At 40.4% G+C, this 13,631-nt stretch carries 13 protein-coding genes; 10 read left to right on the top strand and 3 right to left on the bottom strand.

Annotated features, from left to right (window positions below):
* Nucleotides 1-20: 20 nt before the first annotated feature.
* Nucleotides 21-731 (top strand): hypothetical protein, encoded by a 711-nt coding sequence (locus ABDZ97_RS14690; protein ID WP_343789340.1) that lies wholly within the window; start codon nucleotides 21-23, stop codon nucleotides 729-731.
* Here ABDZ97_RS14690 and ABDZ97_RS14685 read toward each other — a convergent pair.
* Entirely contained in the window at nucleotides 721-1,599 is an 879-nt protein-coding gene (locus ABDZ97_RS14685; protein ID WP_343789337.1) for a hypothetical protein, read from the bottom strand. The genes ABDZ97_RS14690 and ABDZ97_RS14685 overlap by 11 nt on opposite strands.
* Before the next feature lie 126 nt (nucleotides 1,600-1,725).
* Here ABDZ97_RS14685 and ABDZ97_RS14680 point away from each other — a divergent pair, with 126 nt between their 5' ends.
* From ABDZ97_RS14680 to ABDZ97_RS14655, 6 genes are all read left to right on the top strand, one after another.
* Entirely contained in the window at nucleotides 1,726-2,628 is a 903-nt protein-coding gene (locus ABDZ97_RS14680) for a GNAT family N-acetyltransferase (RefSeq protein ID WP_343789332.1), read from the top strand.
* Nucleotides 2,607-3,326 carry a 3-oxoacyl-ACP reductase family protein gene (locus tag ABDZ97_RS14675; protein ID WP_343789329.1) on the top strand — a complete coding sequence of 240 codons (720 nt, stop codon included), beginning with the start codon at nucleotides 2,607-2,609 and terminating at the stop codon, nucleotides 3,324-3,326. Before ABDZ97_RS14680 ends, ABDZ97_RS14675 begins: the two co-directional genes overlap by 22 nt.
* A 376-nt stretch (nucleotides 3,327-3,702) precedes the next feature.
* On the top strand, nucleotides 3,703-7,485 hold the full coding sequence (locus ABDZ97_RS14670; protein WP_343789326.1) for an Ig-like domain-containing protein: 3,783 nt from the start codon (nucleotides 3,703-3,705) through the stop codon (nucleotides 7,483-7,485).
* A gap of 25 nt (nucleotides 7,486-7,510) precedes the next feature.
* Complete coding sequence (locus ABDZ97_RS14665) at nucleotides 7,511-8,443, top strand: PorP/SprF family type IX secretion system membrane protein (protein WP_343789323.1); 933 nt, start codon at nucleotides 7,511-7,513, stop codon at nucleotides 8,441-8,443.
* Between the two features lie 23 nt (nucleotides 8,444-8,466).
* Nucleotides 8,467-10,380: an OmpA family protein gene (locus tag ABDZ97_RS14660; protein ID WP_343789320.1), complete on the top strand. Its 1,914-nt coding sequence runs from the start codon at nucleotides 8,467-8,469 to the stop codon at nucleotides 10,378-10,380.
* A 142-nt stretch (nucleotides 10,381-10,522) separates the two neighbouring features.
* A complete protein-coding gene (locus ABDZ97_RS14655) occupies nucleotides 10,523-10,747 on the top strand; it encodes a Kazal-type serine protease inhibitor family protein (RefSeq protein WP_343789317.1) in 225 nt (74 codons plus the stop codon).
* Here the strand turns inward: ABDZ97_RS14655 and ABDZ97_RS14650 are convergent.
* Entirely contained in the window at nucleotides 10,744-11,151 is a 408-nt protein-coding gene (locus ABDZ97_RS14650) for a hypothetical protein (RefSeq protein WP_343789314.1), read from the bottom strand. The genes ABDZ97_RS14655 and ABDZ97_RS14650 overlap by 4 nt on opposite strands.
* A 175-nt stretch (nucleotides 11,152-11,326) precedes the next feature.
* Here ABDZ97_RS14650 and upp point away from each other — a divergent pair, with 175 nt between their 5' ends.
* The 3 genes from upp to ABDZ97_RS14635 are packed head-to-tail and all read left to right on the top strand — an operon-like array spanning nucleotide 11,327 to nucleotide 13,136.
* Nucleotides 11,327-11,980, top strand: coding sequence for a uracil phosphoribosyltransferase (gene upp / locus ABDZ97_RS14645; RefSeq protein WP_343789311.1), 654 nt, complete (start codon nucleotides 11,327-11,329; stop codon nucleotides 11,978-11,980).
* Complete coding sequence (locus ABDZ97_RS14640; protein WP_343789308.1) at nucleotides 11,980-12,438, top strand: hypothetical protein; 459 nt, start codon at nucleotides 11,980-11,982, stop codon at nucleotides 12,436-12,438. The genes upp and ABDZ97_RS14640 overlap by 1 nt, the downstream gene beginning before the upstream one ends.
* Nucleotides 12,432-13,136 carry a YjjG family noncanonical pyrimidine nucleotidase gene (locus ABDZ97_RS14635; RefSeq protein ID WP_343789305.1) on the top strand — a complete coding sequence of 235 codons (705 nt, stop codon included), beginning with the start codon at nucleotides 12,432-12,434 and terminating at the stop codon, nucleotides 13,134-13,136. The genes ABDZ97_RS14640 and ABDZ97_RS14635 overlap by 7 nt, the downstream gene beginning before the upstream one ends.
* Nucleotides 13,137-13,156: 20 nt before the next feature.
* Here ABDZ97_RS14635 and ABDZ97_RS14630 read toward each other — a convergent pair whose 3' ends face one another.
* Nucleotides 13,157-13,624: a hypothetical protein gene (locus ABDZ97_RS14630; RefSeq protein ID WP_343789302.1), complete on the bottom strand. Its 468-nt coding sequence runs from the start codon at nucleotides 13,622-13,624 to the stop codon at nucleotides 13,157-13,159.
* Nucleotides 13,625-13,631: the final 7 nt, after the last annotated feature.

The raw sequence follows: 13,631 nt of genomic DNA, 5'->3' as shown, positions 1-13,631 counted from the left end.
AAAAACAAAAAACAAGCAAGATGAGATCCATTTCGTTAGTTCTATTCATAATTGTATGCACAGCAGGGCTGGCTCAACAGGAGTTTGTTGTTGAAAAAGGGAGTTATACACATGGAAAAGGACTCCGGAATGCAATACATGTTAAGTTGGAGCCGGAGGTAAAAGAGGTTTCCGGTGAATTTAAATCCTTTTTGAAGGATAAGTATGATATCCGCCTTAAGGGAAGTTGGAAAGAAAGAAGGTTTGAAGAAACAAAGGTCAAAGGGCTATCAGACTCTCTGGTGAACGCTTATTTTATTTTCAAAGAAGTTACAGGCGGTACAGAAGTATTCGTTGTTATGAAATATCCGGAAGGAAAGTACCTGACAACTGTTGATGAAGCGAAAGCATTTACCTTTATAGAAGAAGTGATGCACGAATTTCTACGGGGTTATCTTCCCGGGTACTATAATGAATTGATAGAAGAGACCAATAAAGAGATCGGGGAATTGGAGAAAACCATCCAGTCAACGACAAAGTCTATTGAAAAGAATGAAAAAGCAATAGAAAAGAATAAGGAAAAAATCAGAGACCTGGAAGATGACATCAAAGAACGGGAACGGGAAAATGAAGACCTGAGAAAGCAGCAAGGGGCAGCGGAAAAGGTAAATACAGAAGAGAAAGCGCGTTTACAGGAGCGAAAAAGCAAACTGGAAGGGACAAAAAGTAAGTTGATTAACTTTAAAAATTAAAACTTTTTTCTGCAATAACACCATTTGCGGAGGTCATTCGCGCATAATAAGTTCCGCGTGGGATTCGGGAAGCTTTGTAATGAAATCGTAAGGAAAGTTCTCCGGGGGAAAAGGACTTGTCGGAAAAAAAAGTACGGAGTACTTGTCCTGATTCATCATAGATGGCAAATGTAATACTGGCGGGAGATGACATCTTCCAGTCAAAATTTCCGTTGATTTCTGCACTCGACCAATTATAAACCTCAGTACTGGGAAGTTCTGGGTTATAATGGTCAGTAAGTTGATTGTTAGCTGTATTGATATGAGTTGTCTGATACCAGGGGTCAGTACTGTTTTTCAATTCAGCTACATATTTCCGGAGTTGCTTCTCATTCTCATTATTCGTTTGAATCCAGGCAATATCATGATCGTTGGAAAATACCCAGATAGCTGTCTGCCCGGAATGGTTGAAGATTTTGTTCGTGTTGATATACTGAGAACATTTAAGTAAACCGCCTGTGGCAACTTTTCCCGGAGTATAACCTATGGCATTTCCCGGGCTGAAATCTTCTGATTCGATACACATACTTATGAGCTGATGAGTTACTGATTTCCCGGGATGTATTGCCAATAATTCTTCTCGTACTAAAATCAGGTTTTGTCGCGGATCTTCCGAACAAATAAATAATTGCCCGGGAGGAATTGCAATATCCAGAGTAGATGAGGTTTTATTGGTAATTGTGATGTCCAGTAAACCGTCATTGACTCCCTGTCCGTTACTCGTTACAACGACATTGATCTTTTTAGCAGAGATCGCTTCCGTCAGAGAGAGTGCAGGTAGTGCAATGAGGGGAAATACTACTGAGATGGCAAGGATCAGATTTTTCATGGAATGAGATTGATAGTTGATTACATAACAGGAAAAAATAAGAAAGGTTACACAAAAAATCAGAGAAGGCATTCTTATTAGGTGGGATTGGGAAATACAAAGGATTTATTCTAATTTTGAATCCGCATGATATTTTTGGAATCAGATAGAATTGACAGGGAAAAATGGGATAATCTGGTACGGGAGAAAGGAGAACACTTTTTTTCTGACAGAAGATACCTGGATGCAGTTGCGGAAAACTGGGGAGTCTATATTCTTGATGATTACAGAGGAGCAATCGTTATTCCTTACCGCTATAAACTTGGATTCAGATGGGTGTATCAACCTGATTTTTATCGGGCAAGTGAATGGCTAGGTGAGTGGAATCAATCTGAAAAAGATCGTTTCTGGTCTGTTTTGAGAGCTGATTTCAGTGAAGGATATTTTGCGCTTGAAGACATCGAAAGAGTTGATTCAGAGATGATCTACCAAACCATTCTTCCGGATGAGCGTTTCAGAAGCTCATATAATAAGCTTGCTGTTCGGATGATTAAGAAAGCAGAAAACAGTACTCTTGAATTTATATCTCAACTGGAGAAAGAAGACTTTTTCCGCTTGATTCTGGAAGAACTTTCTGAAAAAACAGGTGCCTGGAATCCTACAGCTCAAAGTCACTTTACGGATTTGGTAAAAAACTTTTCGGATACAGGTGATTTGGAATACTATGGAGCTGTTTCCGGTGGTGAGTTAGTTGGAGGAATCATTGTTCTGGCACGAAATAATAGAAAAATGTACCTGAAAGGTACGGCCAGAGAAAGAGCTAAAAAGTCCGGGGCTATGTATTGGTTGATGGACAAGGCCATTGAAAATGCCGTAAATCAGAAGTGTATATTTGACTTTGGAGGATCCAGAATAGAAGGTGTTCGTCGTTTTAATACAAACTTTGGAGCACAGGACATACAATATAGATTGGAAGAGTGGTCTACTTCTCCTTTCTGGTTCAGAGCTGTTCGTAACGTTCGTAATACATGGAAAAAGATAAGAAAGTAGTTGTGCTAACAGGGGCTTCCGGTGGAGTAGGAGCTGCATTGTCTGTATTTCTGGCCGAAAAAGGATACCGGTTAGCATTACATTACAACGAACATGCGATTGAAAGTGTTCCGGAAGGAGAGGATGTACACTACTTTCAGGCGGATCTGAGAGATTCAGAACAAATATCGGCAATGATGGATGCTGTTCTTGCTGTTTATGGCAGAATAGATATCCTGATTAATAATGCCGGAATATCACGAAACGGAATGTCATGGAAACTAGATGAGGAAGATTGGAGCGAATCAATTCTAATCAACCTCACAGCACCTTTTCTACTTTCTCAGAAAGCAATTCCGGTGATGCGTTCTAACGGATGGGGAAGAATTATTAATGTGTCATCAGTTGTCGGGCAGACTGGATTTATTGGTACATCAGCTTATGCAGCATCAAAATCAGGCTTATTTGGTTTGACAAAAACGATGGCAAAAGAATTGGCTGCATTCGGTATTACCGTTAACAGTCTTGCCCTGGGATATATGGATACGGGAATGATTACAGGCGTATCGGAAGAATTACAGGAAGAGATTAAAAAACAAATACCCCTAAAGCGTCTGGGGACTACAGATGTTATTACAACAGCTGTAGAGTTTTTACTTTCTGACGGGGCAGACTATTACACAGGACAAACACTAAACCTGAACGGAGGCTTACACTAATAGAGGTAAGCGGAACCACTTTATTTTACTACATTTTCGCTGAAAAATCAGATGAAATCAAAATGAGATAACCCCGACCTAACGTAAAAAGAGGGGGAAATATTTTGATTGAATTGAAAAAAATCTTAAATTGCTCAATAACTGCTTTTTAGGTTCTAATGCCTACCAAGCTAAACTACCTTACGTATGGAAACCTTTACACAAATACCTTTGAGGATATATTCCTCATGTATTCCTCCATAGTTTTGTGTTATTCACCTGATCTTTTTGAGTAGCCCTGACTAAGCTTTTAAACTCAGAAAGAGAAAAAATCTAATAGACCGATTATTAAACAGTCAGAAGTGATTTTTTTCACAAGACACAACGCAACTGAATTATGAAAGAAGCTAACTTTAAACCAGACATATCGGGTTGGTTAAAAAAACGATTGACACCCGGTATATGTATTACCTTATTATTTCTGGGAATAACCAATTTGCTGAAATCCCAGCAGCAGTATGCAACAACTATTATTTCTGAATCTTATGTAACAAGTTCAGGGCATAGTGTAGACGCGAATCCGGCTACCTATTCCGAACTCGAAGCAAGCTCAGGAGTTATTATCGGAATCGGAGGATACTCATCAGATATCGAAATGGAGTTTCCTACACTTGTTCCGGCAAATCAAACAACTTTTGTACGTATCGAAACGGATGATGATATCCTGTCCAGCCTGTTAGGAGGGACACTTGGTGACCTGTTGTCAACAGTGGCAGGAGTAGCACTGATCGGAAATCAGGAATTTTCTGTTGAGGCGAAGAATGGTGCAACAGTTGTGTTGTCCGGAAATTCGACGAATCCGATAAGCTTTTCAGGAGAACAACTGAAGGTGGTTTTAGATGCAAATAATCACACGTATCTGGCTATTACGCCTGGTCAACCCTATCAGAGTATCAGAATCAGTAACCATGTAGGTAGTCTGATAGGATTGGGAGTGAAAAAGCATATGAAAGTCTGGGACCCGTATTATGTTGTTCAGGGAGCAAGCTGTATTCAGCCTCAGTTTACTTCTTATGACGCAGCAGGTATTTCACTGGAGGTTTTAAACCTCGGAGGAGGTGTAAATGATCTTGAAAGAGCAATTGATGGAAACTTAATGTCTCATTCAACACTTTCGTTGGGAGTTGTGGGAGTAGCCTCAAATATTACGCAACGAGTGTACTTTGAAGGAGTCTCACAACCGACAGATATGTTTGCGGTGAGATTGGGGATAGATCCTGCTGTCTTGGCAATTACACTGGGGCAGGGAATTGAGATCAGTACAAGAAATGGTGTAAATCTGGTCACAACGGATCAGTTGACTGATTTGGCAACGCCGGCTGATATAGCAGCCATGCAAAGTGGTCAGCCTGCGACGTTGTATATTTCACCTAACGCTCCGATAGATAGAGTAGTGGTAAGGCTGAACGGAGTCCTGAATGTGGCAGTAGCGCAAACACTGGATGTTTTTGAAGTGTATAAGATTTCTCAGTCTCCGATATTTAATGTAAATAGTTCAGATACGATAATTTGTACAGGAACAGTAGCAAATCTGGTATCCGATGCAGTCAATCCGTCAGATGAAATCAGATGGTATGATGACAGTACCGCGACAACACCTATTGCGATTACAGGATCAGGTGTGCCTTTTACAACAGGATTGTTGTATTCGGATACCACTTTTTACGTAGCATCAGGAGTCCCGGGCTGTCCGAGTGAATCGCTTCGGATTCCGGTTGAAGTAAAAGTAATGCAGGGACCTGACCCTTCGAATATTTCTGTTCCTGTAGATCCGCAATACTGTGCCGCAGATGTTGTAGACCTTGGAGCTTCAAGTACCTCAGGAGTGAATTTTCAGTGGTATCTTACACCAGATGGAACTACACCCATATTTTCAGGTCAGCAGACAGGAAATCATACATTTATCATCCCGCATAGTGACTCAATATCTATCTCCGGGTTGACAACGGCTGATTCTCCTTTTACACTATATGTTGCTGTGCAGGACACAGTTACCGGATGTTGGAGTTCCCCCGGAGAATATGCTTCGGTTACGATTACGATCATAGATGAACCGGCTCCCACAACAACTCAGGCAACACAGTCATTCTGTGCTGAAGAAATGGCTACTATTATGGATTTACAGGTGAATGAATCCCCGCTTAATTGGTATGACGCTCCGGTCGGAGGAAATTTACTTACATCCGGAACCTTACTGCAAAATGGAACGAACTACTATGCAAGCTGGTTAGGAGGAGTATGTGAATCTTCTCAGCGTTTGGAAATTGAAGTGGTGATTCAGGATGAACCAGCACCGGTTACAACTGATCCGCAGCAGCATTTTTGTGCGTTGGATAATGCTACAATTGCAGATTTGATTGTAACCGGTACTTCCATTAACTGGTACGACGTAAACGGAAATGCATTACTTCCTTCAACAAGTCTTTCGGATGGAGAAACTTATTTTGCCACAGAACAAGGAGCCGCTTGTGAAAGTTCGGATACACTAATGATTACAGTTTCAGTATCCGATCTTCCGGCTCCGACAACAGATGCCGCTCAGCAGGAGTTTTGTATAGCAGATAACCCGACAATAGAGGATATCCTTGTAAATGAAACAACATTGGTTTGGTATGACGGAGGAGGAAATCCTATTGCTCCGGGTACGCCGCTTACAGACAACACCAGTTATTATGCTGCTTTGGTAAGTCCTAATTGTGAAAGTACAGATCAGTTGGAAATACTGGTGACTTTTGAGCAAGTAGCAGCGCCAACGGCAGATGAAGAAAATCAGGTGTTCTGTGCTCCGGGTAATGGATCTGCTGCGGCAACTGTTGGTGACATCAGTGTTAATGAAGCGGATATTGTCTGGTATGATGCTCTTACAGGTGGTTCGGTTGTTGATCCTTCCACACCATTAACACATGGAGATATTTATTATGCTGCACAGGTAGGTAACTCATGTGAAAGTACCTCCCGGCTTGAAGTAACAATAGCTATTGAAGATCTTCCAGCTCCTACAACGTCAGAAACAACACAGAGTTTTTGTACGGCGTCTAATCCGGTCGCTGTAGATATTGAAGTTAACGAAACCAATGTCAATTGGTATGATGTTGAAGGAAATCATATGACAGAGACAAGTGAATTACAGGATGGAGCAACGTATTACGGAGTGACTTCAAGTGCACATTGTCAAAGTAACGATTCCCTGGCAGTAACCATAATAATTGAGGATATGTATGGAGCCGAGATGACAGGGCAATTAAGTGGTATCTGTATTACCGATACAATCGAATATTCAGCTCCTGCCGGAATGGATAATTATGACTGGAGTGTTGTCGGTGGGACAATAGTAGCCGGAGGAACATCATCCGATCATTCTGTGTGGGTGGTTTGGGAAAATGCACCTGTAACAACAATTGAAGTCGGATATGGAACCGGAAACGGTTGTACAATGAGGATGGAAGAAGTTGCTGTAGCATCCTCTGTCATTTGCTCGGATCTTGAAGTAGAAAAAACAGTGAGTAACCTGAATCCTTTTATCGGAGATGAAATTGTGTTTACGATCACAGTGACCAATACCGGCCAGGATGAATTTTCTGAAATAGAGGTGGATGAAGTTATTCAGAGTGGATTTACATATGTTGAAGATGAAGCTACCCACGGAAGTTATGATGTGGTAAGCGGTATCTGGACAATAGAAAACCTGGAAGCAGGTGGTACAGCTGTCCTGTTGATAACAGTTACTGTTAATGCAACAGGAGATTACAGCAACGTTGCATCTATTGTTCCAAATGGAACCATTGATGATACAGATCCGGATAATAATAGTTCCGAAGTTATTGTAGAGCCTAGCTGTCTGACAGTTTACAACGAAATTTCTCCGAATGGGGATGGGGTGAATGATGTACTCTATGTTGATTGTATAGAGCAGTTCCCGAATAACTCGATTATCATTTTTAACCGTTACGGAAACAAAGTGTATTCTGTTGAAGGGTACGAGAATGATTGGGGAGGAGTAGCGAATGTCGGAGGTGTTGTTGGCAAAGGAGAACCACTACCAGCCGGAACCTATTATTATCTGTTGAAGGTAGAAGATGAAGAGTTCGAAACTTCAGGATGGATTTATATCCTGAGATAGTACAAACAGACAAAAGACATTCGTTATGAAAAAGACAATATACAGACAGTTTTTAGGTGCCTGCATGCTCTCACTATTTTGGAGTTTGGGAATTAAGGCACAACAGCAGGTTCAGTTTACACAATATATGTATAATACCATGATGGTAAATCCCGCTTATGCCGGAACAGGAAGTAAGTTGGATGCACTGTTTATTCACCGTTCGCAGTGGGTGGGGCTTGATGGAGCCCCACGTACTCAAAATGTTGGGGTAAACGGAGCTGTTGGTAACATACTTGGTTTGGGACTGAACTTTATTAATGACAGGATTGGTCCGTCCAATCAGGCATTTCTTACTGCAGCAGTATCGGCTCGTATTCCATTGAATGAAAAATTGAGACTTTCAGTGGGGCTGAACGGAGGTATGGATTTTATTAGTGTGGACTGGTCGAAAGGGCAGGCGCAAAATCAGAATGATGATGCGATGATGCAAAATAATATCCGGAATCGGGTGAGACCTGTAATTGGAGCGGGTGTATACCTGTATGCTGATAACTGGTATTTTGGTGTGTCTTCCCCTACTTTTATTCAAAGAGATAAATACGGAGACTGGAATGAGGCTTCTATAGACAGCAGAGTGCATTGGTATGCAATTGCCGGATATGTATTCCGTATTGGGGAAAATGTCAAATTGAAACCGGCTATCCTTGCTAAAATGGTGAAAGGAGCTCCTCTTACCATTGATGCATCTTTGAATGCCATGTTTAAAGAGCAGTTTACGGTTGGATTAGGATACCGGTATCATGATGCCGTAGCATTATTATTGGGATACACATTTAAGAAAATGTTGTTTCTGGGATACTCGTATGATATTAATCTGACAAAACTGAGAGGGTATAATTCAGGTTCGCATGATATCATATTGCGCTATAATTTGTTTGGTAAAGAAGCAGGAGCACGATCCCCCAGATTTTTTTAGAACTAATACAAAAAGATTACATTATGAAAGGTTTAATTTACATATTGATTTTTCTATTCGTACCTGTTCTGATAAAAGCCCAGGATTATGGTCAGGCGGATAAAGAATATGCCATGCTGAATTATGACAAGGCTATTTCCGGGTACGAAAAATATATCTCCAAATTAAAAAAAGGGAGTCCTGATGGGAAGGTGTTGATCAATTTGGCAAACAGCTATTATATGGTCAAAGATTACTCCAATGCCAGAAAATACTACAGTCAGTTGTATTCAATGTATGGAAATAGCATGGAAGAGAAGTTATTCATTCGAATGATTAGCTGTATGAAAGCTGCCGGAGATAATGAGCGTGCAGATGAACAGTTGAAATCTTATTATTCGGGCAATCAAAAGCGAATAAAAATGATGGGCTTCCAGCGAAACCGATTGGATTCATTGAAGACAGAGTACAACAATGTCGTTAACCTGAGTGTGAATAGTGATAAAGCGGATTTTGGTGTAGCACTTTTCAGAAATGAAGCTGTTTTTGCATCTGCCAGAAATCCTGAAGGGAAAACAACCGGAGAGGGTGCGACTTATTTGAATTTGTACATAGCGACAAGAAACAGTAATAATGGGCAGTTGAGTAATCCGAAAGAGTTTATGCTGGATGTAAACTCAGACTATCATGATGCTACATTGACATTCAGCGAACCGTCAGGGTACGTATTCTTCTCCCGAAATTTTCTGACAAAGAAAGAAAAACTGGATGCGGATAACGGGGAAGTGTCGAATGTAATGATTATGAAAGGAAAAGTCATGGGAGATCAACTGACAGAGATTGCTCCTTTGGAATTCAATAGTAAAAATTACAATTGCTCGCATCCGTTTGTAAGTCAGGATGGGAAGTTACTTTTCTTTGCTTCGGATATGCCGGGCGGATTCGGACAGAGTGATATCTATGTAGCAGAGCTATTCAATGATGGAAGTACAGGAACACCAATTAATTTGGGGGAAATGATCAATACTCCTGGTGTTGAATTATTTCCCAGCTTATCGGGAGACACTTTGTTTTTCTCTTCTGATGCTCATTATGGCTTTGGAGGGTTGGATATCTTCTGGTCTAAAATGGCAGGTACTACTAATTTTTCAATTCCTGAAAATTTGGGAGAGCCGATCAATAGTAACCGGGATGACTTTGCTTTTATCCGGTTGAATGACCGTACGGGATATCTTAGCTCTGACCGCGTAGGAGGGAATGGAAATGATGACATCTACTGGTACGACATGAAAATCGTTGAACAATTCATAGACTACAGTGGATTGGTACTCACAAAAGGGAGTGATGTTCCGGTTCCGGGAGCAAAAGTAAAAGTGTATGACGCTTTTAATGATCTGATTACTGAATTTGAATCGGACGATGAAGGAAACTTTGAGGTTTCGTTGCCCTGTAATAGTCAGTTTAAGGCTGTATTTAGTAAGCCGGAGTATAGTACGGAGACGGTTGCGATTTCCACACCTGAGAAATCCGGAGAATCAAAAGATAATGATGTACGATTGACCAGCTATTCTTCACTTGTGGAAAAAGACGGAGATATGGAAAAAATCAAAGTAGATCCGATCTATTTTGAATACAATAAATGGGACATAACACCCCAGGCAGAAACGGAGCTCAATAAAATTTTGTTCGCAATGGAGAAATTCCCGAACGTAAAAATTAAGATTGAATCTCACACAGATGCAAGAGGATCGGATAGCTATAACCTCAAACTCTCTGATAACAGGGCGAAATCAACAATGGATTACCTGATTTCTCAGGGCGTCGATCCGAATCGTATTGAAAGTGCTACCGGTTATGGAGAAACACGACTTAAAAATAAGTGCCGTAATGGGGTAAAGTGCTCAGAAGAAGATCATTTTGTAAATCGCAGATCTGACTTTATAGTAATTAGTAAATAGTGTAGTATAAGTTGATTGTGGGACAAAAGGGCGGCCGGTAAAGGCTGCCCTTTTATGTGTATCGTAACTATTGTGCTTTTGTAAGAAGAAAAAAATGAAATAAAAAGCGTATTTTTAATTCAGATTCAAAACAAAGCTGAACATGATAAAAAGCATTTTTTTCCTTTTACCGGTGGCACTGGTTTTGTCCTGTGGCAATTCGAAAGAAAAAGAAACTTCTGCCGAATGTGTAGAAAAACTGAAAGAGGATTGTATTTGTACAATGGAATATAATCCCGTTTGCGGATGTAATGGTAAAACATACGGAAACGCCTGTTCAGCCCAGTGTCATGGTATAACAGAGTACACGCCGGGAGAATGTCCTTAATTTTTACCCAGAATACTTTTCCATTTCGGGTAATGATACAGAATCACCAATAGTGTAACAGCTAACGGAATTCCTGTTTCAACCAATTCGTGCGGACGATTGTCAAGAAACGCGTGTAGAAGAAATATTGTCAGGATAACCGGCATTAAAAGAATTCCTCCTGCCAGACGAGTGCGTGGGACAAGAAGTAATATTCCCGAGAAGACCTCAAGGAAACCAATGATTTTTGTAAATCCGGATTGACAAAGAGCGGAAATAACATTTCGGTATTCCAAAGGAAGTGTACTGTCAGGTCCGTAAACTTTACACTCCGACAAAAAGTGCTTGTTTACTCCTTTGTAAATAAAAAAAAGTCCGAGAGCCGCACTTAGTGCGAAAATAACATAGGATAAATACTTATTCATAACAAGGTTGTTTTTAAGAAATCATAACCAGATACAAGAATAAGTAATTCTGAAATGCGAAGCCAGTGCGGTAAGTTATTTTTAGGGAAAATACCTCAAAAGGGGTAGACTATTATTTTGAAAAAATATAAAATCAATCCGCACAGGCTAAACTGACTTTCACTATCTTTATGCTATGGTTTACGATTTGTCACAACATGGAGGGGTTTTTAATACGTTTGTAGCTGAATTACGTGATGAGCGCATTCAGCAGGACCCCATGCGATTCAGAAGGAATCTGGAGCGTATCGGAGAAGTTTTAGCGTATGAGCTGTCTAAAAAACTACCAATGGAAGATAAAATGGTTACGACTCCTTTGGGACAAAAAGAAATGAAAGTAATCCGTGAACAACCGCTTATCGCGTCTATTTTACGCGCGGGATTGCCTATGCACCAGGGGGTTCTAAATTATTTTGACAGATCAGATTCAGCTTTTATTTCAGCGTACAGAAAACACAAAAATTCGGAGGATTACGATATTAAGGTCGAATATATGGCGTGTCCGGGGATTGATAAGCGGGATCTGATTATTTGCGATCCTATGCTGGCAACAGGAAGCTCTATGGTGATGGTCTATAAATCACTATTAATGAACGGAACACCAAGATCGGTTCATGTTGTAACGGCTATCGCTACACAGGAAGCAATTGATTATACAAGAAGACATTTGCCGGATACTGCATGTATCTGGGTAGGAGGAATTGATACGGAACTCACGGCACAATCTTATATTGTTCCGGGATTGGGAGATGCAGGAGATCTTGCATTCGGAGAAAAATTGCAGGCATAATGTGGATACATTACATAACCCTTGCCGGGTTATCTACTTTTAAATTCATGTTTGCTCCTATCTATGGTAGGGGAGTCGGGTTAACTTTTTTAGAAACCTATATTGTTACGTATCTTGGGGCAGCAGGCACAGCAGTCTTTTTTTATTTCCTTGCCGGTTTTTTTATGCGAAGAGCCGCAGAGAAAAGAACGAAAAAGAGACTGGAAGCTATTTATAATAACGAAGTATTTGTAGACCAGCGGAAATTTACTTTTGTGAACAAGATGGTGGTGAGAGTAAAAAGAACAATCGGGATCTACGGAATATCTTTTTATGCGCCTTTTTTTCTGAGCGTTCCCATAGGAACGATTATTACAACAAAATTTTATGGGAGAAACCCAAAGACACTACCTTTGATTCTTCTCGGACTTGCAAAAAATGCACTGATTACAACTTCGATAGTTTATTGGTTATGGTAACAGATATTTTCTTTGACCTGGACAGAACACTCTGGGATTTTGATACAAATTCAGATACGGCATTACGCGTTGTTTTTGAAGAATTGGGGTTGGATACTGCAATTGAATCAAGAGATAATTTTGTAAAGGATTACATTCGGATTAATGAAGAAATGTGGGATTTATACCGCCAGGGAAAAATATCCAAAGAATCCCTAAGGGTAAAGCGATTTGATGACGCATTGAAACTACACGGGGTCGATAACCAGAAACTGGCAACAGAATATTGTGATCGTTATATTGATTTCTGTCCTGAGTTAACAGCTACTTTCCCGGGAACACATGATATGCTGGAAGAACTAAAAGGACTGGGAAAGAAATTGCATATTATCACCAATGGATTTTCTGAAGTTCAGTATCGAAAACTGAGTAATTGTGGTCTGGAAAATTTCTTTGATGTTATTATCTGTTCGGATCAGATAGGAGTGAATAAACCGGACCCGGAAATCTTTCGGGTGGCGATGAAAAAATCAGGAGCAGCTGCAGCCGCATCTATGATGATCGGTGATCATCCAGAAATTGATGTGTTAGGAGCAAATCAGGTCGGAATTCGAGGTGTTTTATTTGACCCGAATGAACACTATCAACCGCACCCTTCTATGGAACGAATAAAGCATCTGGGAGAACTGCCTTCCCTTGTTCTGGGGGTTGCACTGTAAAGAAAACCGGGAGGCTGTTTTTACTCCGTTTTTACCAGAGATATTTTCAGAGGTAACTTGTTCTTGTGAGGATGAAACAGGTAAACATCCAGCTTTTTCCTATTCAAGCAATTGAATTTATAACGAATGGCCCGGGGAAAGTCATGTGACGGATTCTCAAAAAAGAACTTTTTCCCTTTGGACTGAAAAGCAATTTCCTTACCTTGATTTTGGTTATAAACAGTGGCATAGTAAACAAGGCGTGTTCCATTATAGGTAAGACGTAAATTTTCATGTTTCGTCGTATCTCCGTTATCGGAAATCAGGTAGCCTGTTCCTGTTAATTCGTTAGGGTTCTTACTTTTTTCCCAAACCTCAAATCCTTTGTTATTGACATAACTCCATGTTCCCACTAATTTGTTCGCTTTTTTAGGAAGTTGTTGACCGAATGCAATCGGATACAGAAATAAAAAGAGCAAAGTAGAGCTAAATATGCGAATTTGTAACATATAAAAG

The sequence above is a fragment of the Wandonia haliotis genome, from assembly GCF_039523435.1.
Lineage (GTDB): Bacteria > Bacteroidota > Bacteroidia > Flavobacteriales_D > Crocinitomicaceae > Wandonia > Wandonia haliotis.
The sequence above is the reverse complement of the archived record's forward strand: the minus strand, read 5'-3'. Positions and strand labels throughout refer to the sequence as shown.